At 71.0% G+C, this 24791-nt stretch carries 21 protein-coding genes; 11 read left to right on the top strand and 10 right to left on the bottom strand.

Annotated elements, in window-relative coordinates; all coding sequences use genetic code 11:
* The 5 genes from JAO81_RS15000 to JAO81_RS14980 all read right to left on the bottom strand — a co-directional run.
* On the bottom strand, positions 1 to 3209 hold a 3209-nt coding region (locus JAO81_RS15000; RefSeq protein ID WP_233415383.1), incomplete at its 3' end, for a S8 family serine peptidase.
* Positions 3210 to 3481: 272 nt separating this feature from the next.
* Positions 3482 to 4165 (bottom strand): ABC transporter ATP-binding protein, encoded by a 684-nt coding sequence (locus tag JAO81_RS14995; RefSeq protein WP_199548344.1) that lies wholly within the window; start codon positions 4163 to 4165, stop codon positions 3482 to 3484.
* Between the two features lie 108 nt (positions 4166 to 4273).
* Entirely contained in the window at positions 4274 to 5725 is a 1452-nt protein-coding gene (locus JAO81_RS14990) for an ABC transporter permease (protein ID WP_199548343.1), read from the bottom strand.
* 171 nt (positions 5726 to 5896) lie between these two features.
* Positions 5897 to 7153: an Ig-like domain-containing protein gene (locus tag JAO81_RS14985; RefSeq protein WP_199548342.1), complete on the bottom strand. Its 1257-nt coding sequence runs from the start codon at positions 7151 to 7153 to the stop codon at positions 5897 to 5899.
* 220 nt (positions 7154 to 7373) lie between these two features.
* Complete coding sequence (locus JAO81_RS14980) at positions 7374 to 7868, bottom strand: hypothetical protein (RefSeq protein WP_233415382.1); 495 nt, start codon at positions 7866 to 7868, stop codon at positions 7374 to 7376.
* A gap of 132 nt (positions 7869 to 8000) precedes the next feature.
* Here JAO81_RS14980 and JAO81_RS14975 point away from each other — a divergent pair, with 132 nt between their 5' ends.
* Positions 8001 to 8339, top strand: a complete 339-nt coding sequence (locus tag JAO81_RS14975; protein WP_199548341.1) for an LAETG motif-containing sortase-dependent surface protein — start codon at positions 8001 to 8003, stop codon at positions 8337 to 8339.
* A 97-nt stretch (positions 8340 to 8436) separates the two neighbouring features.
* Here the strand turns inward: JAO81_RS14975 and JAO81_RS14970 are convergent, their stop codons facing one another.
* Complete coding sequence (locus tag JAO81_RS14970) at positions 8437 to 9246, bottom strand: enoyl-CoA hydratase/isomerase family protein (RefSeq protein ID WP_199548340.1); 810 nt, start codon at positions 9244 to 9246, stop codon at positions 8437 to 8439.
* Positions 9247 to 9395: 149 nt separating this feature from the next.
* Here JAO81_RS14970 and hutH point away from each other — a divergent pair, with 149 nt between their 5' ends.
* Together hutH and JAO81_RS14960 are read left to right on the top strand one after the other, a co-directional pair.
* Positions 9396 to 10970 carry a histidine ammonia-lyase gene (gene hutH, locus JAO81_RS14965; protein ID WP_199548402.1) on the top strand — a complete coding sequence of 525 codons (1575 nt, stop codon included), beginning with the start codon at positions 9396 to 9398 and terminating at the stop codon, positions 10968 to 10970.
* A gap of 57 nt (positions 10971 to 11027) precedes the next feature.
* Positions 11028 to 12164 (top strand): sensor domain-containing diguanylate cyclase, encoded by a 1137-nt coding sequence (locus JAO81_RS14960; RefSeq protein WP_199548339.1) that lies wholly within the window; start codon positions 11028 to 11030, stop codon positions 12162 to 12164.
* A 214-nt stretch (positions 12165 to 12378) separates the two neighbouring features.
* On the opposite strand, the gene JAO81_RS14955 is transcribed toward JAO81_RS14960, so the two are convergent.
* Both JAO81_RS14955 and JAO81_RS14950 read right to left on the bottom strand, forming a co-directional pair.
* The gene (locus JAO81_RS14955) at positions 12379 to 13566 is read right to left on the bottom strand and encodes an adenylate/guanylate cyclase domain-containing protein (protein ID WP_374194294.1); all 1188 of its coding nucleotides are present in this window, start codon (positions 13564 to 13566) and stop codon (positions 12379 to 12381) included.
* A 157-nt stretch (positions 13567 to 13723) separates the two neighbouring features.
* Positions 13724 to 14599: a biotin--[acetyl-CoA-carboxylase] ligase gene (locus tag JAO81_RS14950; protein WP_199548338.1), complete on the bottom strand. Its 876-nt coding sequence runs from the start codon at positions 14597 to 14599 to the stop codon at positions 13724 to 13726.
* Positions 14600 to 14736: 137 nt separating this feature from the next.
* Between JAO81_RS14950 and JAO81_RS14945 the strand changes: the two genes are divergently transcribed.
* Together JAO81_RS14945 and JAO81_RS14940 are read left to right on the top strand one after the other, a co-directional pair.
* Entirely contained in the window at positions 14737 to 16350 is a 1614-nt protein-coding gene (locus JAO81_RS14945; protein WP_199548337.1) for an acyl-CoA carboxylase subunit beta, read from the top strand.
* An 11-nt stretch (positions 16351 to 16361) separates the two neighbouring features.
* Positions 16362 to 16571 (top strand): acyl-CoA carboxylase subunit epsilon, encoded by a 210-nt coding sequence (locus tag JAO81_RS14940; RefSeq protein ID WP_199548336.1) that lies wholly within the window; start codon positions 16362 to 16364, stop codon positions 16569 to 16571.
* Between the two features lie 84 nt (positions 16572 to 16655).
* Here JAO81_RS14940 and JAO81_RS14935 read toward each other — a convergent pair whose 3' ends face one another.
* Positions 16656 to 17906 carry an SGNH/GDSL hydrolase family protein gene (locus JAO81_RS14935; RefSeq protein WP_199548335.1) on the bottom strand — a complete coding sequence of 417 codons (1251 nt, stop codon included), beginning with the start codon at positions 17904 to 17906 and terminating at the stop codon, positions 16656 to 16658.
* A gap of 165 nt (positions 17907 to 18071) precedes the next feature.
* On the opposite strand from JAO81_RS14935, the gene mmpB reads away from it, so the two are divergent.
* From mmpB to JAO81_RS14925, 3 genes are all read left to right on the top strand, one after another.
* Positions 18072 to 18200 carry a morphogenic membrane protein MmpB gene (mmpB, locus tag JAO81_RS43400; protein WP_267913020.1) on the top strand — a complete coding sequence of 43 codons (129 nt, stop codon included), beginning with the start codon at positions 18072 to 18074 and terminating at the stop codon, positions 18198 to 18200.
* Positions 18201 to 18275: 75 nt separating this feature from the next.
* Complete coding sequence (locus JAO81_RS14930) at positions 18276 to 19760, top strand: penicillin-binding protein 2 (protein WP_199548334.1); 1485 nt, start codon at positions 18276 to 18278, stop codon at positions 19758 to 19760.
* An 85-nt stretch (positions 19761 to 19845) separates the two neighbouring features.
* A complete protein-coding gene (locus tag JAO81_RS14925; protein WP_199548333.1) occupies positions 19846 to 20475 on the top strand; it encodes a nucleoside triphosphate pyrophosphatase in 630 nt (209 codons plus the stop codon).
* Positions 20476 to 20489: 14 nt separating this feature from the next.
* On the opposite strand, the gene JAO81_RS14920 is transcribed toward JAO81_RS14925, so the two are convergent.
* Complete coding sequence (locus tag JAO81_RS14920) at positions 20490 to 20936, bottom strand: hypothetical protein (protein ID WP_199548400.1); 447 nt, start codon at positions 20934 to 20936, stop codon at positions 20490 to 20492.
* Positions 20937 to 21337: 401 nt separating this feature from the next.
* On the opposite strand from JAO81_RS14920, the gene JAO81_RS14915 reads away from it, so the two are divergent.
* From JAO81_RS14915 to JAO81_RS14905, 3 genes are all read left to right on the top strand, one after another.
* Positions 21338 to 23095 (top strand): biotin carboxylase N-terminal domain-containing protein, encoded by a 1758-nt coding sequence (locus tag JAO81_RS14915; protein ID WP_199548332.1) that lies wholly within the window; start codon positions 21338 to 21340, stop codon positions 23093 to 23095.
* Between the two features lie 81 nt (positions 23096 to 23176).
* Entirely contained in the window at positions 23177 to 23617 is a 441-nt protein-coding gene (locus JAO81_RS14910) for a hypothetical protein (protein WP_199548331.1), read from the top strand.
* Between the two features lie 3 nt (positions 23618 to 23620).
* Positions 23621 to 24577 carry a hypothetical protein gene (locus JAO81_RS14905; protein WP_199548330.1) on the top strand — a complete coding sequence of 319 codons (957 nt, stop codon included), beginning with the start codon at positions 23621 to 23623 and terminating at the stop codon, positions 24575 to 24577.
* The last annotated feature ends 214 nt before the right edge of the window (positions 24578 to 24791 follow it).

Genomic DNA, 24791 nt, shown 5'->3' with positions numbered 1-24791 from the left:
CCGGTGGCCGGGGGCTCCCCCGGGGGGGCCCCCCCCGCCCCGCCCCCGGGCCCCCCCCCCGGCGGCCGGGGGGGCGCCGTCCCGTCCAGGGCGAGCGCGGGTGCGAAACGGGCCACCGACACGGGCAGTTGGGTGTCCTCCGCGACCTCCTTCGACCGGAAGGTGAACGTGGTCTTCAGGCGGCTGGACACCTTGCCGCCCGCAAGGTCCCGCGTCGCGTGGCTGATGAGTGCGTACGAGGCTTCGTCGGCCGGGACCTCGAAGGAACCCTCACCGGGGTAGCCCTCCCCGCCCGGGTAGCCGTCCAGCGGGTTGTCGTTCTCGCCGATCTTCGTGCCGTTGCGGTAGAGCTCCGTCTTCACCGACGCGTAGCGCACAAAGCCCTCGTGGCCTTCGCCGTCGCTGTAGAGCGGCATATGACCGTAGATCTCGTTGCCCTTGCGGAAGACGCCGAGGCGGAAGTCCGCGTCCGCTTTGGGCCCGAAGACGGCGTGGTTGACCCGCGTGCGGTACGTTCTGCCCGGCTCGTAGACCTGGAAGGTCGCCAGGTTGTACTGCGCGTCCACGCTCGGATCGCCGAACTCGTCCGGCTCGCCCTGCTGCTGGTAGTCCACCTGCCACAGGGTGTTGTTGTGGGTCGAGACATACACCGTGCGGATGCCCGGCAGATCCTGGCGCGGTGTGATCGCCGAGGCCGATGCGGCGCCCGGCATGAAGCCCATGGCCATCACCGCACCGCGCTTCCCTGCGGCGGACGAGCCCATTTCGATTCTCAGGGCGGCCAGTTCGCTCATCTTCACGCGCTTGGTCCAGCCGGTCGCGAGCCGGGGGACCTCGCCGCCGTAGATCAGGGAGTAGTGGCTCGAAGCGTCCTTCACGAAGTGACCGTCGAAGGTCTGGGTGAGCCCTTCGGCCATCTCGGGTCCGAGGTGCGCCGTACGGAACCCGGTGTAGCCCCGCCCGTTGAGGAACATCCAGCCGAAGGTGTACGGGCGCAGCGCCGTCGTGACCGTGAACTCGGCGTTCGCGAACTCGGCGGGAGCCGTGACCCCGGGCGCCGTGAGGTCGACCGGCTTCGCCTGCCGGGCGTCCACGGTGACCGTGGTGTCCTCGGTGACGGAGAGCTTCGGCTGGGCGATCCAGTCGATGCCCTCGGGCTCCTCGTAACTGCCGACCCTGATGTCCGCGTTGAGGACGTAATCCCCCTTGGGGACACGGAGGGTGACGTCGCCGGCCTCGTTGACCGCGGAGAACTGCTCGCCCTCGGCGGGGCCCGAGGTGCCCACGAGCCGGTTGGAGAAGTACGTCGCCTGCTGTCCGTCGCGGCCGATGTTCCTGATCGTGACGTCGTACGACTCCGCCTCGCGCTGCACGGCGGCCGCCGTCCGCACGCTCGGGCCACCGCCGCTCGCGGTGACGTACGCCGTGTACGCGCCGTGCAGCGTGCCGCCGAGCCGGGTGTCGGCGGTCAGGTCGACCGAAGCGGTGCCACCCGCCGGGACTGTCACCTGGTCCGCGCCCAGCGCGAAGAAGCCCGCCGGGGCCGCTTCGCCCTCGGGGCCGAGGCCGCTCACCGAGAGGTCGAGGGTGACGTCGGTGGCTCCCAGGTTCTTGTACGTGAGCTTCTCCGTGAGCAGCGGATCATCCGCGTGCGGATACTCGGCCACCCCGAAGGTCAGCGACACAGGGTCGGCGAACACGCTCTGCCGCATGGCCTGTTCGACCTGGATACGTCCCGCGCCCTGCTCGAACGGCGTGTACGCGCCGCCCTTCGCCGAACCCGTGAGCACACCCTTGAGCTCCTGGTACGTCCAGTTGGGGTGCTGCTGCTTGAGCAGAGCCGCGGCGCCCGCGACATGCGGAGTCGCCATCGACGTACCGGAGATCGTGAGGTATCCGGGTGCGGGATGGGGGAGCTGCGGGTCGGAGTCGAGGAAGCTGCCGGGCGCGGCGGCCGCCGTGATGTCGACACCGGGCGCCGTCACATCCGGCTTGATCGCGCCGTCGCCGACACGCGGTCCCGTGGAGGAGAAGCCGGCCAGCTGCTCGGCCCCGTCGACGGCGCCGACGGTGAGGGCGGCGTCCGCACTGCCCGGGGAACCGAGCATCCGCGGGCCCACGTTGCCCGAGGCTATGGCGAACAGGACGCCCCGCTCCTTCGCGTACGTGTTCACGGCCGCTTCGAGCGGGTCGGTTCCGGGGCTGTCCGGGCCGCCCAGGCTGAGGTTGACGATGTCCGCGCCCTCGCCGACGGCCCAGTCGATACCGGCGAGGATGCCGGAGTCCGTACCGTAGCCGTCGTCGTCGAGGACCTTTCCGCTCAGGAGTTCGGCGCCCGGGGCGACGCCCTTGTACGTGCCGCCGGACGCGGCACCGGTACCGGCCGCGATGGAGGCCACATGCGTACCGTGGCCGTGTTTGTCGGTGGCGTCCGGTGCGGCCGAGAAGTTCTTCGCGGCGACGACCTTGCCCTGGAGATCCGCGTGACTGGCGTCGACGCCGGTGTCGAGGATGGCGATCTTCACGCCCTTGCCGTCGTAGCCGGCCGCCCAGGCCTTGTCGGCGCCGATCTGCCGCACGCTCGTGTCGAGGGTCGCCTCGCGCACCCCGTCGAGCCAGATGCCGTTGATGCCGGAGGCGGTGGTCCGGCCGCCGGCCCGCTCGTCGGTCAGCGCGGCCCACAGTGCGGCCGCGTCGTCCTTCGGTGTGCTCAGGGCGTCGGCGTTCAGGGACTTCAGGGTCCTGCGGACCTCGGTCGCGCCCGCCTCCCGTACCTCCGACTTTGCGGCCGACGCCGCGCCCCGGTAGCCGACGATCAGCCGGAGGTCGTCGGTGCGCGCCCGCGCTGTCTGGGCCTTCGCCGGCTCGGTGACATCGAAGAGCCTGCTGTCGAGCTTGCCCGCGGCGATCAGACGCTCGGTGTCCACGGGCACGACGAGCGTGTGGCCGTCGACGCGCCGCACCTGGACCGGGATCTTCTCCCGGCCCTTCGCCGGCTCCATGCCGATCACGTCGCCCTTGTCGTCGACGGTCACCCGGTCGCCTGTGATCAGCTGGATGCGCCGGGTGGGTACGGGTTGCTGCTTGCCGCTCGTTTTGTGGACGCTCGCGGCCGACGGCTGTGCCCCCGCGGGTGGAACCGCCGTCGCCGGCGGGACGGTCAGGCCCACCACACAGACGACCGTCGCCGCGACGGCGATCGTGGACATGCCCGTTGTCTTCACCTGTCTTCGCACGTCTCCCCCTGGAGATCAGTGGGCGGCGCCGCAGGTGGCGCACCCCCTTGCCCAGGGGTCGACGACCTCAACAGCAGTCTCGTCGTGCACGTGCTCCCCCGGGGCTGGGGAGTATGGCGGGGGGAGCATGCGTACTCAATAGCGTTGCACAGGCGAGGAGTTGACCATGCTCAGCGCCTGTCGTGCGGCCCGGGCGCACCCGGCTCGTCCGACCCGGGCATACCCGGTCATCGGCCGCCAGGCCCTCACGCCCGGGCGTTCTCGGTCACCGTGAGCCGCCCCTTCCTGATCGTCGCGAGCCGTGGCGCCCGCCGGGCGATCGCGCTGTCGTGCGTGACCATCACGAAGGTCAGGCCGTGCTCCTTCCACAGCCCTTCGAGCAGCTCCATGATCTCGTCGCGCATCGACTCGTCGAGGTTCCCGGTGGGTTCGTCGGCGAGCAGGACCTTCGGGCGCTTCACCAACGCCCGCGCGATCGCGACGCGTTGCTGCTGGCCGCCGGACATCTCGTCGGGCAGATGACCGAGCCGCTCCCCCAGGCCCACCGACTCCAGTGCCTCGGCGGCCCGTTCGCGGCGGTCCCCGGCCCTCAGCTTCAGGGGGACGAGGGCGGTCTCGACGTTCTCCTGGGCGGTGAGCGTCGGGATGAGGTTGAAGGACTGGAAGACGAAGCCGATGTTCTCGCTGCGCACCCGCGTCAGACGCGCCTCGGGGAGCGTGGCGAGATCGGTGCCGTCGAGTCCGACCTGCCCGGACGTGGGGCGGTCGAGCCCGCCGAGCATCTGCAGGAGTGTGGACTTGCCGCCGCCGGTGGGGCCCTGGATGACCAGGCGGCCGCCGTCCTCGATGGTCAGATCGACGTCGGCGAGCGCCTGCACGGTGGCTTTGCCGCGGCGATAGGTCTTGGTGACGCCTCTGAGGTCGTACATGGTGGATGACTCCTGGAACTTTCGTCAGGCGTACGGGAGTTGGGGGCCGCTGCCGGCCAGGGACCTGGTCGGCCACAGGGCCAGGGGCCCGCTCGGCGCGGCGCAGAGCTACTCGACGCGGCGCAGGGCGTCCGCGGGGCGCAGCCGCGAGGCGCGCCAGCCGCCGAAGCCGCCCGCGATCAGACCGCCGCCGATGGCGAGAGCGGCCGCGAGCGCGATGGTCGCGAGGCTGACGGGGGCGCTGAGCGCGATGTCGAGGGTGCGTTCGGCGGTGTCCTGCACCGGCCCACCCCCGCGGGGCCCCGCCACCCTGAGTCCGCCGCCCGGGCCGCCTCCGCCCATGAGCCCGCCGCCGAGTTCGGCGGTCAGGGTCGGCGAGACGGCCGTGACCGCGTAGGCGCCCGCGAGGCCGGCGGCGATGCCGAGCGCACCGCCGATCAGCCCGTTGACCAGGGCCTCTCCGACCACCTGACGGGTGACACGGCCCGACTTCCAGCCGAGCGCCTTGAGCGTGCCGAACTCGCGGACGCGCCGGCTCACCGCCGAGGAGGTCAGCAGCCCGGCGACCAGGAAGGCCGCCGCGAGCACCGCGTACGAGAGCCACTTGCCGACGGTGGAGGCGAGGCCGGCGGCCGTGTCCAGGGAGCCCGAGACGGTCTTGGCGAGGTCGGCGGAGGTGGTCACGGTGGTGTCGGGGACGTTCTTTTGGATCGCATCCTTGACCGCGGAGATCGCCTGCGAGTCCGCGGCCTTCACGTACACCGTGGTGATCTTGTCCTTGGCGTCGGCGAGCGTCTGCGCCTGCTTCAGCGGGATGTACACGTTGGCCGCCGGCTGGCCCTTGTCGGCCGTGGCGATCCCGACGACCTCGAACTTCTTGCCCTTGACCTCGACATGGCCGCCGGTCGAGAGGTCTTCCTTCTTGGCGTACGCGGAGTCGAGCACCGCCACCTTCGCGTCGGACTCGGACGCCTTGAACGTACGGCCCTTCGTCAGCGTCGACGTGGTCAGCGGCCCGAGCTCCGGCTCGGTGACATCCGTACCGAACACGGTGAAGGAGTTCACGCCGAAGTCGGCGCCGCCGCCGCGGACTTCACCGCTGCCGCCGCTGCCCGGCTTGCCCGTGCCCGGCTGAGCCGGCTTCATCTCGCCGGGCTTGAAGTCGCCGCTCACCGAGATGCTGGTCAGGCTGAGTCCGCCGACCGCGTCCGCGACCCCGTCCTGCCGCGCGACCGTGGCGACCGTGGAGGTGCTGAGCGTCTCGAAGCCCTGCACCATCAGCATGTCGTTCGACTGCTCGCCGCCGTCGCTCGCGTCGAACTTGAAGCGCGGCCGTGCGGCCGTCCCGCCCTCCTCCGGCTCCTCCTGCGCTTTGGTGACGGTCATATCCGTACCGAGTCCGTAGAGCGATTCGAGGACCTCGCCCTGGGCCTGCTTCATGCCCGCCGAGACGGAGTTGACCACGATGACCAGAGCGATGCCGAGCGCGAGCCCGGAGGCGACGACGAGCGCCGCCTTTCTGCGACGGCGCAGCTCACGCCGCAAGTAGGTGAAGAACATGCGGCTGAAGGTAGGAACGGCGTGTGATGGCGGGATAAGGGGCGTCTGAGAGCGCGATGAGAAGCCGTACGCCGCCCAAATACCCCGTCCGGCAAGGGCGGTGGCCCGCACTTCTCGGAAGAGGTGCGGGCCACCGGGGTCCCTGGGGGTGTCCTGCGGCAGGCGGGCGGATCAGGCCTGCGAGCCTGCCGTCCACTCGGACCAGCTCAGGTTCCAGCCGTTGAGACCGTTGTCCGGAGCGACGGTCTTGTCGCCGGTGTTCTTGACGATCACCACGTCGCCGACCATCGAGTTGTCGTAGAACCAGGAGCCCGGCGTGCCCTTGTCGTCGGCACCCTTGGCGTCCGCCAGACCCACGCAGCCGTGGCTGGTGTTGGCGGAGCCGAAGATGGACTTGGCGCCCCAGTAGTTGCCGTGGATGAAGGTGCCGGAGGTCGACAGACGCATCGCGTGCGGCACGTCCTTGATGTCGTACTCGCCCTTGCCGTCGTCATCCGTGAAGCCGACCGTCGCACCGTTCATCCGGGTCTCCTTGAACTTCTCGGAGATCACCATCTGGCCTTCGTACGTCTTGTTGTCGGGCGCGCCGGCGGAGATCGGGATGGTCTTGATGACCTTGCCGTCGCGGGTGACGGTCATCTGCTTGGTCTTGGCGTCGACCGTGGAGACCTGCGAGCGGCCGACCTTGAAGGTGATCGACTTCTGCTGCACGCCGTAGACACCGTCGGCGCCTTCGACGCCGTCCAGCTTCAGGTCGAGCGTGACGGTCGAGTCGGCCTTCCAGTAGTCCTCGGGACGGAAGTCGATCCGGGTCGAGTTGAACCAGTGGCCGACGACCTCCTGACCGCTGCTGGAGGTGACGGTGATGCCCTTCTGGACATCGGCCTTGTTCTCGATCGCCTTGTCGAAGTTGATCGAGACCGGCATGCCCACACCGACGGTGGAGCCGTCCTCGGGCGTGAAGTTGCCGATGAAGCTGTTGGTGGGCGCGACCGTGGTGAAGGTGGAGTTCTCGTGCGCCTCGCGGCCCTCGGAGTCCTTCGCGGCGACGTTGACCTTGTAGGTGGTCGCGCGCTCCAGCTGGGCGTCCGGCTTCCAGGTCTTCTTGTCGGCGGAGATCGATCCCGCGACCTTGTCGCCCTCGCCGGTCGTCATGGTGACGCTGGTGAGGGTGCCGTCCTTGACGGTGACCTGGCCGGCGTTGTTGATCGACGCGTTCTTCTCGCCGTTCTTCGGCGATACGGATATTCGGGCGGCGGAGGTGTCCTTCGCGGCGGCCTCGTCGGCCTTCTCCTGCTGGGTCTCCTTGCCCTTCGCACCGTCGTCCCCGCTGCTGCAGGCCGAGAGTACAAGGACGCCGCCGAGCAGTGCGGACATGGCCACCAGGCCCCTGCGCCGCTTGCTGTCCGTCATCACACGCTTCTCCATCGTTGCCGAATCCCCGGATGCCCCGAAAGTCCCCGTTTGTCCCCGCGCGGAGTCAGACCCCGCACACCCTTACAACACGCGTACCACTTCGAGCGGTTCCAAATCCGGCGAGGATGTGGTCCAGGACACGTGCCCCCCGGCCGTTCCAGCAGGGACGACGCAGACGACGAAACCCCGGTCGACGGGGTCCGCCGACCGGGGTTCCTACGCCACTTCGAGGTTACGCGCCCACCGGCGCCGCTCCATGGGCCCGGGTGTGATCCTCGTCCCCTTCGCCCTCTTCGAGCTCTTCGAACCCTTCGGGCTCTTCCTCTCCGTATGCCGCTTCTTCCTCTCCGTAGGCGAGGTCGTCCTCGTCGTAGGGAAGCTCGCCGTCCTCGCCCTCGTCCTCGTACTCGAGGTCTCCGTCGAGGTCCTCCTCGTCCCACTCGGGGTCGTCGGGATCGTGGTCGACCGCCTCGCTGCTCCAGGAGGCCTGGGTCAGCTCGACGCCGGGAACCTCGGCGACCAGATCGAAGGGATCGACGAGATAGGCCAGCGCCTCGGCCGCCTCCTCGCGCACGGCGGACTCGGCGTGCGTGCGCTCCTCCTCCGGCATGTACGCGTCCTCGCCGATCCGGTCGAGCGCGGCGCCGGTCAGCGCACCTTCGTCGGTGATCTCGAGGACGAGTTCCACGCGTAGCCGTACGAAACGGGATGTCTCAGGGGTGCTCATGAGCCGGAGCGTAAGCCGGAAGGCGTCCTCCACTTTCGCGCGACCCGCTGTGTTCACTAGCATCGCCGCACACGGTGGGAGCCGGTCCTCGGAAGGCTCCCAAACCACCGGCACCACAAGGGGATCCACTCCGTGTCATCCGCACGCCGTTCACTGCTCACCGCCACCGCTGCCGGGTCCCTGCTCGGCGCCCTGTGGTTCGTTCCCTCGGCGACGGCCAGTGGGGAGCAGAAGGAACGGGCCGCCGCGGACAGACACGAGACATCGGCTCGGCCCGGTTCCGCTTCCGCGCCTGGTTCCGGTTCCGCTTCCGGCGTGGAGGGCTTTTCGGCCAGTTCCGCGTCCGACGCGACGCGGCTCGCGGAGACGGGGTCGACGGACACGACCCCGTACCTCGCGGGCGGGCTGACCTTTCTGATCTCGGGCGTGGGGATCTTCGCGCTCAGCAAGCGGCGGTTCGTCGGGGCCTGAGGGCTCCTTCGCCCCGCCCCACTCCCCCGGTCCCTCCGCCCTGCCTCACTTCCCGGTCCCGCCGCCCCGCCTCACTTCCCGGTCGCGCCGCCCAGCCTCACTCCCCCGGCCACTGCGGCGCGCGCTTCTCGTTGAACGCCGCGACGCCCTCGGCCCGGTCGCCCGAGAAGGCGACGCTGCGCCAGGCCGCGTCCTCGACCTCGAGGCCGGCCCGCAGATCGAGACCGTGCCCGAGCCGCAGCGCGCGCTTGGCCGCGCGCAGTCCGACCGGAGAGTTGGCGGCGATACGGGAGGCGAGGGCGCGCGCCCCCGTACGGCCCCGCCCGCCCACCACCAGCGGGTCGACCAGGCCCAACCCCCGCGCCCCCCCGCCCTCCAGGCGCCGCGCCGAGAAGATCAGCCCGGCGGCCCGCGCGGCCCCCACGCGGCGCGGAAGCAGCTGCGTACCGCCGCCGCCGGGGATGACACCGACGGACACCTCGGGCAGGCCGACGACGGCGGTGGCGTCGGCGACGATCAGGTCGCAGGACAGGGCGAGTTCGAACCCGCCGCCCAGGGCGAAGCCGTGCACGGCGGCGATGGTGGGCATCGGCAGGTCGAGTACGCCGGTGTAGGCGGCGCGGGCGACGGGGCGCTGACGCAGCAGCTCGGCGTCGGTGAAGGAGTTGCGCTCCTTGAGGTCGGCGCCCACACAGAAGGCCCGCTCGTGCGAGGACGTCAGGACCACGGCGCGGACGTCGCGGTCGGCGGACAGCGCGGCACAGGCCTCACCGATCGCGCCGGCCATGGCGCTGGACACCGCGTTCATGGCCTTGGGCCGGTCGAGCACGAACTCGGCGACGTACCCGTGCCGGCGTACGGCCACGAACTCGCCGTACCGCTCTTCCTGCGCCGCTGCCTCTGCCATGGGGGCCTCCTGGTTAACGTACGTTCACCGACTTCGGCATCATGGCAGCAAGGGCGGTGAAATCAACCCCTGCCCCCACAGGTAATGGGTGCTCCTCGAACTGACCAGTGACACATCCCGATTCAATCCGTAGGCTGCTGAATATGACTATGCACACCGTGGTGCTCGGGACGTCCGGCACGACCCCCGCCGACGTCATCGCCGTGGCACGTGAGAACGCCCGCGTCGAGCTGTCCCCCGAGGCCCTCACCGCCCTCGCCAAGGCCCGCGAGATCGTCGACGCGCTCGCCGCCAGGCCCGAGCCGGTCTACGGCGTCTCGACCGGCTTCGGCGCGCTCGCCACCCGCCACATCAGCACCGAGCTCCGCGCGCAGCTGCAGCGCAACATCGTCCGCTCGCACGCGGCCGGCATGGGCCCGCACGTCGAGCGCGAGGTGGTCCGCGCGCTGATGTTCCTGCGCCTGAAGACGGTCTGCTCGGGCCACACCGGCGTCCGCCCCGAGGTCGCGCAGACCATGGCCGACCTGCTGAACGCGGGCATCACCCCGGTCGTGCACGAGTACGGCTCCCTCGGCTGCTCCGGCGACCTCGCGCCGCTCTCGCACTGCGCACTCGCGCTGATGGGCGAGGGCGACGCGGAGGGCCCGGACGGTGTCGTCAAGCCCGCCGGCGAGCTGCTCGCCGCCCACGGCATCAAGCCCGTCGAGCTGCGCGAGAAGGAGGGCCTCGCCCTCCTGAACGGCACCGACGGCATGCTCGGCATGCTGCTCATGGCCATCGACGACCTGGAGCGCCTCTACAAGAGCGCCGACGTCACGGCCGCGCTCTCCCTCGAGGCACTGCTCGGCACCGACAAGGTGCTCGCGCCCGAGCTGCACGCGATCCGCCCGCACCCGGGCCAGGGCGCCTCGGCCGCCAACATGGCGGCGGTGCTTGCCGGTTCGGGTCTCACCGGCCACCACCAGGACGACGCCCCGCGCGTCCAGGACGCGTACTCGGTGCGCTGCGCCCCGCAGGTCGCGGGCGCGGGCCGCGACACCCTCACCCACGCCGCCCTCGTCGCCTCGCGCGAGCTCGCCTCCGCGGTCGACAACCCGGTCGTCCTGCCTGGGGGCACCTCCCGCTCGAGCGAAGCCGAGAGTGGGGGAGGCCGCGTCGAGTCCAACGGCAACTTCCACGGCGCCCCCGTCGCGTACGTCCTGGACTTCCTCGCCATCGCCGCGGCCGACCTGGCGTCGATCGCCGAGCGCCGCACCGACCGCCTCCTCGACAAGAACCGTTCGCACGGTCTGCCGCCGTTCCTCGCGGACGACGCGGGCGTCGACTCGGGCCTGATGATCGCCCAGTACACGCAGGCCGCCCTGGTCAGCGAGATGAAGCGGCTCGCGGTGCCCGCCTCGGCGGACTCGATCCCGTCCTCGGCGATGCAGGAGGACCACGTCTCCATGGGCTGGTCGGCGGCGCGCAAGCTCCGTACGGCGGTCGGGAATCTCGCGCGCGTCGTGGCCATCGAGCTGTCCGCGTCGCCCCGGGCGACCGAACTGCGCACCGGCCTCAGCCCGGCCCCCGCATCGGCCGCGGCGATCGCGGGCGCGCGGGCGGCGGGCGTCGAGGGCCCGGGCCCTGACCGCTATCTCTCACCGGACCTGGCGGCGGCGGAGTCGTTCGTACGGGACGGTGGACTGCTCGCCGCGGTGGAGAAGGTCACGGGACCGCTGGCGTAACCACCCGCCGACGCCCTAAAAGTCAGCAAACTTCCCATACCTCCCTAACCTGGGGAGATGGGACAGGAAGACCGGCTCGCCGGGGTCGTCCGCGTGGCGCAGGCCATGGCCGCCGCGCACAGCCCGCGGGAGTCATGGCTCGCCGCCGCGCACGGCGCACAGCGCGCGCTCGGCGGCAGCTTCGCGGCCCTCTCCGTCTGGGAGCGGGAGCGCGGGCGGCTGAAAGTCCTGGTCAACGCCGGCGAACGAGCCGCCGGCGAGGAGGAGTTCCCGGACGACGAGACCTATCCGGTGCACCAGTTCCCCGAGATCACCGAGTTCCTGCACGAACGCTGGGCCGGCGGCGGTGAACCCAACGCCTGGGTGGAGACCGCCGAGGGCCCGGCCGGCGGAGCGGCCGGCTACTGCCACCAGCGCGTGGCCGCCCTGCGCCGGCGCGGCCGCGGCTGCTGTGTGGTCGCGCCCATCGTCCTGAACGGGCGGGCCTGGGGCGAGCTCTATGTGGCGCGGCCCGTGGGCACCGCGGTGTTCGGGCGCGAGGACGCCGACTTCGCCACCGTTCTCGCCGCGGTGATCGCGGCCGGGCTCGCCCAGACCGAACGGCTGGAGGAGGCCCGGCGGCTCGCTTTCACGGACGCGCTCACCGGGCTCGCCAACCGGCGTGCGGTGGATGCCCGCCTCGACGAGGCGGTGGAGTCGTACCGCCGCGACGGCACGGTGGTCTCCCTCGTCGTCTGCGATCTGAACGGCCTCAAGAAGGTCAACGACACCCACGGCCACGCGACGGGCGACCGTCTCCTCGAACGCTTCGGTTCGGTGCTCTCGCTGTGCGGCGCGATGCTGCCCGGCGCGCTCGCGGCGCGGCTCGGCGGCGACGAGTTCTGCCTGCTCTCCGTGGGCCCCTCGGCCGACGAGGTGGCACGGGTCGCGGACGAACTCTGCGTACGGGCCCTGGACTTGGACCTCGGCGAGGGCGTGGCCTGCGGGGTCGCCTCGACCGGCGACCCGATCGGCCCGGTCCGCTCGGCCCGCCGCCTCTTCCGCCTCGCGGACGCGGCCCAGTACCGCGCCAAGGCCGCCCGCTCCACCAACCCGGTCATCGCAGGCCGCGAGGGCCCGGACGACCCGGTGATCAAACTCGCGGACGCCCCGGAGAAGGAACGCCAGGGGGAACGGAGACGGTTCCGCAGGTAGCGCCGCCGGGGTTCGAGGTGGCCGGGATCGCCGGGGTCCGACGGTCCGGGGCGCAGGGGTCCGACGGTAAATCAGCCCGCCGCAGGCGCCCCACCGAAACCACGACGCACCGGCACCCGCACAGGCACCGGCAGCCGCGCAGGCATCCGCGTCCGAACCCGCACCCGCACCCGCACCCGCACCCGCACCCGCACCCGCACCCGCACCCGAAAACCTAGCCCCGCCGCGTCAACAGCCAGGGCTCCACAACCCCAAGCCCCCGCACCGGCCGCTGCCACATCGGCTGGAGCGCAAACCGATACCCCGGCGGCGTCTCCCCGGCGGCCAGCGCTTTCTCCGCCTCCGCCGCCGCCTCCGCCTCGGAAACCGGCGCGTCCCCAGACCGCTGCAGATCCGCCGCGAACGCCCCGTCCACCAGGACGGCGTCCTTCGGCGCTATCGACGTGAGCCGCGACGCCAGGTTCACCGTCGTACCGAAGACATCGCCCATCCGCGTGGTCACCGTGCCGAACGCGATCCCGACCCGCAGCTCGGGCATCGTCTCGTCCCCGGCCATCGTCTCGATCAGGCGCAGCGCGATCTCCGCGGCCGTCCCGGCGTCGTCCGCCGCGAACAGGACCTCGTCCCCCAGCGTCTTGATCAGCCGCCCGCCATTGGCCGCGACCAGATCGGCGGAGGTGGTCTCGAACGCCTCGACCAGTTCGCCGAGTTCCTCTTCCTCCATACGGCGCGTCAGGCGCGTGAACCCGACGAGGTCCGCGAAACCGACCGCGAGCCGCCGGTCCACCATCTCCTCGTCGTCCGCGGCCTGCACGACCCGGCCCGTCGCGGCGGCGAGCTGACGCCGCCACACGTACACGAGGAATTCCTCGAGCTCCGGAAGCAGCAGCTCCATCAGCGGATACGTGACTTCGGTGCGGGTCATGCCCGGCTCGGGCGGCTCGGTGAGCCCCGCGAGGAACGAGTCGATCTGCCATTCGGCGAGCCGCGCCGTGGTCTGCCCGGTCGACCGCGCCACCTGGACGGCCATGGCCTCGCTGAGCAGCCCGGCCTCCACCAGACCCGCGAGGCGGCGCAGCGCCAGGACATCCGCCTCGGTGAGCGCCTTGGCCTGGCCGATGTCCGCGAAGCCCATCGCCCGCCAGAACCGCGAGGCCAGCTCCATCGAGACACCGGCGGTGCGCGCGGCCTGGAACGCGGTGTAGCGGCGCTCGGCGCCGAGGATCAGCCCTTCGAGCCGCAGCGCGAGCGGATCGGTCTCGCCGTCGGGGCCCGCCGTCTGCTGCGCGGAGTGGTCGATCGGCCGGGGGCCGGGCTCCTCGTCGGAGGGCGCGCCGCCCGCCGCACCGTTGGCGTGCGCGGTGGCGGAGCCGGAGTGAGAGCCCGAGTCATCGACGGTCACTGCCTGCTGCCCTGCCCTTCCGCACTCGCTGCCGCATTCCGCGCCATTCGATCTGTCACAGCCCCATAACGCTGCTGACGAACGGGCACCACGATACGGCAGGTGTGGGCTGGCTCACTTAGGTACGGAAGTCCTCATCGGATACATACGGAAGTCCTCAATCGGACTCGGCCGCGGACGCGGCCCTCAGATGGACGACGTCCCCGGCCCCGACCGCCTCGCGGCCGCCCCCGTCCACGGCGATGACCAGGCGCCCGTCACCGTCGAGCGCGACGGCCTCGCCGACCAGGGTGCGCTCGCCGGGGAGTTCGGCGCGCACCCTGCGCCCGAGCGTGGCGCACCCGGCGGCGTACGCCTCCTGGAGCCCGGACGCGGCGGGGTCGCCGAGCGCGTCGCGCCACGGCACGTACCACTGCTCGATGGAGCGCAGGACGGCACGCAGCAACGGGTCGCGGTCCTGGCCCCGGGCGCCGGCGAGGGTGAGCGAACCGGCCGTCGGCACGGGCAGTTCGTGGGCGTCGAGGCTGACGTTGAGCCCGATGCCGAGGACGACGAAGTTCTCGCCGGCCCGCTCGGCGAGGATGCCGCCGGCCTTGCGCTCCTCGCCGTCGACGGTGACGAGCAGGTCGTTGGGCCACTTGAGGGCCGTGTCGATGCCCGCCGTACGGGAGATCGCGGAGGCCGCGGCGACCCCGGCGAGCAGCGGCAGCCAGCCGAGCCGGTGCACGGGCACCTTCGAGGGCTCCAGGAGGACGGAGAAGAACAGGCCCGAGCGCGGCGGTGCGCTCCAGGTCCGGTCGAGGCGGCCGCGGCCCGAGGTCTGCTCCTCCGCGACGAGGACGGCGCCCTCCTCGGCCTGCCCGGCGACCGCCGCCGCGGCGAGATCGGAGTTCGTGGAGCCGGTGGCCGGGACGACCTCGACATCGCAGTACAGACCGCCCGTGTTGGTGAGCGCCTGCCGCAGCGCCGCACCGTTCAGCGGGGGCCGTTCGAGGTCGGACCAGCGGTTTCCAGAGGACTCTCGGCTCGTCATGCAAGACAGACTAGATGTGGGAAACACCGCACTGCCGGGGCCGCGCCACGCCGATACGCTACGCATCAGTAGCCAAGCGTTCTCATACGAGCAGCCACCAGTCCGACGTATTCGAGCAGGCAGGGAGCCGCATCCCGATGTCCGAGCCGCAGCAGCCGTCCGAGCAGGCAGCGCAGGTAGATATCCACACCACCGCGGGCAAGATCGCGGACCTGCAGCGACGTATCGATGAAGCGACCCATGCCGGTTCGGCACGTGCGGTGGAAAAGCAGCACGCCAAGGGCAAGTTGACGGCCCGTGAGCGGATCGAGCTGCTCATGGACGAGGGCTCGTTCGTGGAGCTGGACGAGTTCGCCCGGCACCGCTCGACCGACTTCGGGCTCGATGCCAACAAGCCGTACGGCGACGGCGTGGTCACCGGATACGGCACGGTCGACGGCCGTCCGGTGGCCGTGTTCTCGCAGGACTTCACGGTCTTCGGCGGGGCGCTCGGCGAGGTCTTCGGGCAGAAGATCATGAAGGTGATGGACTTCGCCCTCAAGACGGGCTGCCCGGTCATCGGCATCAACGACTCGGGCGGCGCGCGCATCCAGGAGGGCGTGATGGCGCTCGGGATGTACGGCGAGATCTTCCGCCGCAACACCCACGCCTCCGGCGTCATCCCGCAGATCTCGCTGGTCGTCGGCCCCTGTGCGGGCGGCGCGGTGTACTCCCCCGCGATCACCGACTTCACGGTGATGGTGGATCAGACCTCGCACATGTTCATCACGGGCCCGGACGTCATCAAGACGGTGACCGGCGAGGACGTCGGTTTCGAGGAGCTGGGCGGCGCCCGCACCCACAACTCCACGTCCGGTGTGGCCCATCACATGGCGGGGGACGAGAAGGACGCGATCGAGTACGTCAAGTCGCTGCTCTCCTATCTCCCGTCGAACAACCTGAGCGAGCCGCCGGCCTTCCCGGAGGAAGCGGATCTCGAACTGTCCGACGAGGACCGTGAGTTGGACACGCTGATCCCGGACAGCGCGAACCAGCCGTACGACATGCACACCGTCATCGAGCACGTCCTGGACGACGGCGAGTTCTTCGAGACGCAGTCGATGTTCGCGCCGAACATCCTCACCGGCTTCGGCCGGGTCGAGGGCCGCCCGGTCGGCATCGTGGCCAACCAGCCGCTGCAGTTCGCGGGCTGCCTGGACATCAACGCCTCGGAGAAGGCCGCGCGGTTCGTGCGCACCTGCGACGCGTTCAACGTGCCGGTCCTGACCTTCGTGGACGTGCCGGGCTTCCTGCCGGGCGTCGACCAGGAGTACGGCGGCATCATCCGTCGCGGCGCCAAGCTGATCTACGCGTACGCGGAGGCCACGGTCCCGCTGATCACGATCATCACGCGCAAGGCCTTCGGCGGCGCGTACGACGTCATGGGCTCCAAGCACCTGGGCGCCGACCTCAACCTCGCCTGGCCGACCGCCCAGATCGCCGTCATGGGCGCGCAGGGCGCGGTCAACATCCTGCACCGCAAGACGCTGGCCGCGGCGGAAGCCTCCGGAGACGCGGAGGCCACGCGCGCGCGGCTGATCCAGGAGTACGAGGACACGCTGCTCAACCCGTACACGGCGGCCGAGCGCGGGTATATCGACGCCGTGGTCATGCCCTCGGAGACCCGCCGCCAGGTCGTCCGCGGCCTGCGTCAACTCCGTACCAAGCGCGAGTCGTTGCCCCCCAAGAAGCACGGCAACATCCCCCTCTAGGAGGTACGCCGATGATGATCAAGGTCGTCCGGGGCAATCCGACCCCGGAGGAGCTCGCCGCCGCCCTGGCGGTGGTCCAGGCGCGCGCCGCGTCCCTGGCCACCGAGGGGGCCGGCGCGCCCGCACCGTCCGACGCCTGGTCCGACCCGGCGCGGGTGGCCCGCCACCGGCTGCCGGCTCCCGGTCCGACGTCCTGGTCCCGTACGTACTGGCCCGGATGACGGCCCGGTAGGTCCGCACCGAACGTTCGACGGGCGGCGGCCCGGCCCCCGCCGAGGCCGGGCGACCGCCCGTTCCCGCCTGCGTCACAGCACCTCGGCGACCTCTTCGGCCATCCGCGCATACCCCGCGTCGTTGGGGTGCAGCGCGTCGCCCGAGTCGTAGCGGGCGGCGATGCGCTCCGGGTCGGCCGGGTCGGCGAGCGCCCGGTCGAAGTCGACCACCGCGTCGAACTCCCCCGAGGTGCGGATCCAGGTGTTCACCTCGTCCGAGATGCGCGCCGCGTGCGCGCCGTAGTGGTCCGATCCGCCCAGGGGCAGCAGGGTCGCGCCCACCACCTGGACACCCCGCTCGTGCGCCTGGCGTATCAACGCCCGGTATCCGGCGATGAGTTCGGGCGCCGAGACCTTGGGTGCGGGCCAGAACGTCGGCCGCTCGTAGCCGGCCTTCTGCGCCTCGTAGAACCCGATGTCGTTGAGCCCTTCCAGGACGACCGCCGTGGTGACACCGGGCTGGTCGAGGACGTCCCGGGTGAAGCGCGCGGTGCCCCGGTCGCCGTACCAGGCCGAGTCGTTGAGGACGAGGTTGCCGCCGATCCCCGCGTTGATCACCGGGCGGTCGATGCGGTCGGCGAGCGCGTCCGGGTAGCGCCGGTTCGCGCCGTGCGTGGAGCCGAAGCCGTCGGTGATCGAGTCCCCGAAGAGCGCCACGCCCCCGCCGTCCCGCGCGCCGCCCTCGCCCTCGACGTCGACTCCCGCCAGGTAGTACCAGGACGCCGTGTGCTCGTCGAAGGCCCGCCCGGACACATCCGCGGCATGGTCCCCCTCGGCGCGGTACGAGTGCGCGAAGCCCTGCGCATGGAAGGTCGCGGGCCCGGTCGTGCCCGCCAGATACAGCGTGACGGTCACCGACCCCGCGGCGCCGCCGCGCGGTTCGGCCGCGTCGGCGCCGGCCTGCCCATGCGCCGGGATCACGGCGGACCGCTTGCCGCCGAAGCTCAGATGCCGGAGGGACCCCTTCTGTACGGCGGCCCCTTCGCCGGCCCGGGCGATGGTCGCGCGGGTGATGTGCAGCGGTGAGCTGCCGTAGGCGTTGGAGAGCCGGATCCGGACCCGGTCGCCGGACTCGGTGACGCGGACGGTCTGGCGGACCGACTGGTGCGAGAAACCGGTCTCGGCCCAGTTCGAGGTGAATCCCTCGCTCGCACGCTGCGGGGACGCGGCCCAGGCGGCGGTCCAGTCGGCCGGCCCGGCAGCGGCGTCCGTTCCACTCAGGAGCGTGAGGCCCAGGGCGGCAGCGGCGAGCGGGGCGACGGCACGACGGAAGTGCTTGTTCATGACACACCTTCTCTAATGGGTCGATGGTCCCTTTAAGGTGAGCCAGACGTTAGCAGAGCCATCACCCCTAACGGAACCCCAATCCCTTTAGATGTGCTCGGATACCGACAGCGGTTGAGTACCCGTACTCAGGCGCACCGTCGTGCGCGGCGGCACCATCGAGGCATGCTCTGGTCCGACCCTGAGAACAAGCCGCCCAAGGACATGCGCGATGCGCAGGCGATGATGCGGCGCGCGGGCTTTCTGCTCGCCCTGGCGATGGTGCTCGCGATGTTCGTGCTCGGGGTGCACTGAGGGGCCGGGGTCCCGCAACCGGCCGCCGCGCCCTATCGTCCCTACTGAAGGAAACGCCGGGGAGGGACGCACCACGTGAACAAGCCACTGCGACACATAGCCATCTTCTGTGGGCTTCTTGTGCTCGCACTGCTGGTCCGCGCGAACTGGATCCAGTACGCGGAGAGCGACGAGCTCGCGAAGCACGAGAAGAACCGCAGGGTCGCGATCGAGCGCTATGCGCAGCCGCGCGGGAACATCCTCGTCGCGGGCAAGCCGATCACCGGCTCCAAGGCCGTGGACGGGCAGGACTTCAAGTACAAGCGGACCTTCAAGGAAGGTCCGATGTACGCCCCCATCACCGGCTACTCCTCGCAGGCCTACGGCTCCACCGGCCTGGAGAACCTGAACGACGAACTGCTCTCCGGCTCCGACGACCGGCTGTTCATCCAGAACACCGTGAACATGCTGACCGGCAAGTCCCAGCGCGGCGGCGATGTCTACACGACGATCGACCCGGACGCGCAGAAGGCCGCCTTCGAAGGACTCGGCAAGCTGAACCTGAAGGGCGGGGTCGCCGCGATCGAGCCGGAGACCGGCAAGATCCTCGCGCTCGCCTCCACCCCCTCGTACGACCCCTCGTCCTTCGCCGGGATGAGCACCAAGGACGGGGAGGACGAGGACCAGTGGAAGAAGCTGGGGGCCGACAAGGCGAAGCCGCTGCTCAACCGCGCCCTGAAGGAGACCTACCCGCCGGGCTCGACCTTCAAGGTGCTCACCGCCGCGGCCGCGATCGAGGCCGGCAAGGTCACGGACGTCAACGAGGACACGGACACCCCCGACCCGTACACACTGCCGCAGACCACCAGCCCGCTGCCCAACCACACCGAGGGCCTGCCCTGCAAGAACGCCTCGGTGAAGGCGGCCATGGAGGTCTCCTGCAACACGGTGTTCGCCAAGCTGGCCGTCGAGGTCGGCAAGGAAAAGATGCGTGAGGTCGCCGAGGGCTTCGGCTTCAACGACGGCGAGGTCGACACCCCGATCCGGGCCGGCAAGTCCGTCTACCCGTCCGAGATCGACGTCCCGCAGACCGGCCTCAGCGGTATCGGCCAGGGTTCGGTGACCGCGAGCCCGCTGCAGATCGCGATGCTCGCGGCCGGTATCGCCAACGACGGCAAGGTCATGAAGCCGTACCTCGTCGACGAGTTGCGCGGCCCCGACCGTGACCTCATCGCGAAGACCGAGCCGGCCGAGCGGTCCCGGCCGATCTCCGCCGACACCGCGGCCAAGGTCCGCGAGGCCATGGAGTCGACCGCCGAGAACGGCTCGGGCCGGCCCGCGGTGATCGGCAACGGCATCACGGTCGGCGCCAAGACCGGTACCGCCCAGCACGGCGCCAACAACGAGCTGCCCCCGTACGCCTGGTTCATCTCGTACGGCAAGAACAGCGACGGCAAGCAGGTCGCGGTCGCCGTGTTCGTCGACCCCGGCCAGGACATCCCGCGCAGCGACATCGCGGGCGGCAGGCTCGGCGGGCCGACCGCGAAGGACGTCATGAAGGCCGTGCTCCTGAAGAAGTGACCCGGCCCCTGCGGTGTCCGGGAGCCCGTGTCCGTCGCTCCCGGCGCCGCGGCCGGCCCCCGCCCACCCCGATACTCTGACCCGCATGACTGCTCAGCCCACCCGCCGCCTCGTCCTCGCCTCCCAATCCCCCGCAAGGCTCGGCCTCTTGCGCCAAGCCGGCCTCGCCCCCGAGGTGATCGTCAGCGGCGTCGACGAGGACGCGATCACCGCGCCGACCCCCGCCGAACTCGCCCGTGTGCTCGGCGAGGCGAAGGCCGAGGCGGTCGCCGCGCGCCCCGAGGCGGCGGGCGCCCTGGTCGTGGGCTGCGACTCGGTCCTCGAACTCGACGGCGAGGCGCTCGGCAAGCCCGCCGACGCCGAGGAGGCCACCGCGCGCTGGAAGGCGATGCGCGGACGGGCCGGAGTGCTGCAGACCGGGCACTGCGTGATCGACACGGCGAGCGGCCGGCAGGTCTCGGCCACCGCGTCCACCACGGTGCGCTTCGGAGAGCCGACGGACGCGGAGATCGCCGCGTACGTCGCCAGCCGTGAACCCCTTTACGTGGCGGGCGCGTTCACGCTCGACGGCCGCTCGGCGCCGTTCGTCGACGGCATCGAGGGCGACCACGGCAACGTCATCGGGATCTCCCTGCCGCTGCTGCGCCGGCTGCTCGGCGAGCTGGGCGTGCCGATCACCGACCTGTGGGTGCCGGCCGCACAGGACCAGGCCTGATCCCCAAGGGGGCCCTATGCGGTCTGCGGCTCCCCGCCGTTCGCCGGCGCGGGGGGTGTGTCCTCGGGCTCGGGCCTGCCCTCGTATCCCATGAGGCTGAGCACGATCAGAGCGAACATCACCATCATGAAGGCGAATGCTTCCCAGCCGACCATGCCCACGGTCAGGGCGCCGAGCACGGCGTGCAGGACCGCGGCGCTGATCAGCAGGACGCGGGCGAAACGGCCGTGCGGGCGGTTGCGGATCGCGGACACGAGCAGCACGAGCGCGCACCCCCCGAGGTAGAGGAAGACCACGCCGGCGAGCACGTACGAGGACGTCGACATGACGTCCGGGTCGATCCCGTCCAAGGACATCGACTGGGCCTTGGCGACCTTGCCGAGGACCACATTGACGATCACCAGACCGACGGCCTCGACGAACAGCAGGATCGCGGCCACAACGGCCGCCGCTCTGCGCATCACGCGTACCCCTACCCCTGGTTACCCCTAGGCCCTGCCTATCGCTTCGCGGCGAACGCTACTGGCGAGTAAGGCGGAGGACAAGAGCCGGACACCCCTCGGACCGACCCGGGGCCCCGCTCAGCCGTTCATGGACACCCCAGGGCAAAGTTTGGTTCGGCCGTTCGTAGGGACTCCACAAAGAAACGTGATGAGGCGCTGGCCCCGAAGACAGAGACCTGCACCACACCAGCCGGTTACCGTGGCGTTCAGAAACCCGGCGTACCGTGGTGCGACAAGGGATTTCGCGAGTGGAGCGGCCCTCGCATCACACTCCGTGTGGGCAAGCTCACCCTTGGGGACGGGTCGAAAGGCCGTGTCGGCAGTCCCTAAACTCAGCTTGTTTCAAGGAGGGAGCCATCGTGCGCAAGGTGCTGATCGCCAACCGAGGCGAAATTGCTGTCCGCGTAGCCCGGGCGTGCCGGGACGCAGGGATCGCGAGCGTAGCCGTCTACGCCGACCCGGACCGGGACGCTCTGCATGTACGGGCCGCGGACGAGGCGTTCGCCCTGGGCGGTGACACACCGGCGACCAGCTACCTGGACATGGACAAGGTCCTCAAGGCCGCCCGTGAGTCCGGTGCCGACGCCGTCCACCCCGGTTATGGCTTCCTGTCCGAGAACGCCGAGTTCGCAGCTGCGGTCCTGGACGCGGGTCTGATCTGGATCGGTCCGCCGCCGCAGGCGATCCGCGACCTGGGTGACAAGGTCGCCGCGCGGCATATCGCGCAGCGCGCCGGCGCCCCGCTGGTGGCCGGTACGCCGGACCCGGTGAGCGGCGCCGACGAGGTCGTGGCGTTCGCCGAGGAGCACGGTCTGCCGATCGCGATCAAGGCCGCCTTCGGTGGCGGCGGCCGCGGTCTGAAGGTCGCCCGCACCCTCGAAGAGGTCCCGGAGCTCTACGACTCGGCCGTCCGCGAGGCCGTCGCCGCCTTCGGCCGCGGCGAGTGCTTCGTCGAGCGCTACCTCGACAAGCCGCGGCACGTCGAGACCCAGTGCCTGGCCGACAGCCACGGCAACGTGGTCGTCGTCTCCACCCGTGACTGCTCGCTGCAGCGCCGCCACCAGAAGCTCGTCGAGGAGGCGCCCGCGCCGTTCCTCACCGAGGAGCAGAACAAGCAGCTGTACGCGGCGTCCAAGGCGATCCTCAAGGAGGCCGGCTACGTCGGCGCCGGCACCGTCGAGTTCCTCGTCGGTGTGGACGGCACGATCTCCTTCCTCGAGGTCAACACCCGCCTCCAGGTGGAGCACCCGGTCACCGAAGAGGTCACCGGGATCGACTTGGTCCGCGAGATGTTCCGTATCGCGGACGGCGAGGAGCTCGGCTACGGCGACCCGGAGATCCGCGGCCACTCCTTCGAGTTCCGTATCAACGGCGAGGACCCGGGGCGGGGCTTCCTTCCGGCGCCCGGCACCGTGACGCTGTTCGCCCCGCCGACCGGCCCGGGCGTCCGCCTGGACGCGGGCGTCGAGACCGGCTCGGTCATCGGCCCTGCCTGGGACTCGCTGCTGGCCAAGCTGATCGTGACCGGTGCGACGCGTGAGCAGGCGCTGCAGCGTGCCGCGCGTGCGCTCGCCGAGTTCAAGGTCGAGGGCATGGCCACGGCCATCCCGTTCCACCAGGCGGTCGTGGTCGACGAGGCGTTCACCGCCTCGCCGTTCAAGGTCCACACCCGGTGGATCGAGACCGAGTTCGTCAACGAGATCAAGCCCTTCACGGTGACGCCCGAGCCTGGCGAGGACGAGGACGAGACGGGCCGCGAGACGATCGTCGTCGAGGTCGGCGGCAAGCGTCTGGAGGTCTCGCTGCCTTCGTCGCTCGGCATGACGCTCGCCCGTACGGGACTTGCGGCCGGCGCCAAGCCGAAGCGCCGCGCGGCGAAGAAGTCGGGCCCGGCGGTCTCGGGCGACTCGCTCGCGTCGCCGATGCAGGGCACGATCGTCAAGGTCGCGGTCGAGGAGGGCCAGGAGGTCGCCGAGGGCGATCTGATCGTGGTCCTCGAGGCGATGAAGATGGAACAGCCGATCAACGCGCACCGTGCCGGCACGGTCAAGGGTCTGGCGGCGGAGGTCGGTGCCTCGCTGACGTCGGGTGCGCTGATCTGCGAGATCAAGGACTGAGCAACTCCCGTACGAGGAAGGGCCCCCGGCATTGCGCCGGGGGCCCTTCCTCGTCTGCCGGGCCGCCCTATGCTGAGGCGCGTGGACCTGTTGATCACGCTCCAAATCACCGCGGACGCCGAGGACTTGGCGTGGTCGCTGCAGCGGCATCTGCGCCAGGCCGGCGGGCCGTGGACGGTCGAGCCGCTGGATCATTCGGATACCGTGCGCGTGCACGTCCCGGAGACGCCCGGCCTGCAGGGGCTGATCGGCCCCGTCTTCCAGTGGCTTCTGCCGCGGCCGGGGGTGCGTGCGGTCACGCTCACGCCGCCAAACGGTGAGCAGGTCGTGGTGAGCGCGGAGGACGCCACGCAGTCCCCGCCGGAGCCGGTGTACCCACCGCTGCAGGAACCGGGGGACGAGGCCCCGGCCGAGGAGGAGTACACCGACACCTTGCCCTCGGGCCGCCGCGACGCCCCCCACTCCGTCACACCCCCCGGCCCCGTCATCGACCCCGGCGACGACTGGCCCCAGGAGAGCTGACGCGTGGGCGATATCGCCAAGGGCGTGCTCGGCGGCGGATGGGCGCTGCTCGTGGGATGGGTGCTGCCGTCCGCGATCAATCTGGCCGTGTTCTTCTTCGCGGTCGCGCCGAGTCTGGAAGAGCTCGGGCTGATGCGGCGCCTGTGGCCGAGCTCGCAGAGCAGCACCATGACGCTGCTGCTGGTCTGCGCGGTCCTGCTCGGTCTGGTCCTGAGCGCACTGCAGCAGCCCCTGTACCGGATCCTCGAGGGGTACGTGCTGTGGCCGCAGCGCGCGTACGACCGGGGTCTGCGTACCCAGCGGGCCCGCAGGCAGCGGCTGGCCGACCGGGTGGCCGAGCCCGGGCATCCCTCGCTCCGACTGGCCGTACTGCAGGAGCAGTTGAGCCGCTATCCGATCGGCGACGAGCAGATCGCGCCGACGCGGCTCGGCAATGCGATCCGGCGGTTCGAGGAGTACGGGCACGACCGCTACCGGCTCGACACCCAGGTCCTGTGGAACGAGCTGACCAGCGCCGCACCGGGGCCCGCCGTCCGGCAGACGGAGACCGCCCGCACACCGGTCGACTTCTTCGTGGCACTCCTGTACGGCCACGCACTGCTGGCGCTCACGGCCCTCGCCGCGCTCGCGGTCGAGCCGTCCGCCTACGGCCCGCTCGTCCCGACGGCCGTCCTCGCGCTCGTGCTCGTACCGGTCTGGTACCGGTCGGCGGTGGTCGCCACCGACGAATGGGCGGCTGCGGTACGGGCGTTGGTGAACGTCGGGCGCAAGCCTCTCGCCGACGCGCTCGGACTCGTCCTGCCGAAGGAGCTGGCCGAGGAGCGGCGGATGTGGCAACTGGTGACACGGATGTCACGGCGGCCCTACCAGCCGGCGGCCGAGGCGGCCTTCGCCCCGTACCGCGCGGACCCCGACCGGGTGGTGCCCATGCCGGTCGTGCCCGGTCAGCCTCAGCCGTAGGACAGTCCCTCTCGGAGAGGAACCGTCCTACCTCCGCCGGAGGTCGGCCACCCGCGCCTCGCCCGCCGCTCCCGCAAGAGCCGCCGTGCTGCGCAGGGCGGACGGGCCGCCCGGCACACCGCGCCGCTGCCCCGGAAGGGGCACGTTCCCGGGCGGCGGGGGGCCCCCCCCGGCGGGGGCGGGGCCCCCGGGGGGGGCCCGGGGGCCGGGGGCC

The organism is Streptomyces sp. N35, assembly GCF_016464295.1.
Lineage (GTDB): Bacteria > Actinomycetota > Actinomycetes > Streptomycetales > Streptomycetaceae > Streptomyces.
This window is presented reverse-complemented; position numbering and strand designations above follow the sequence as displayed.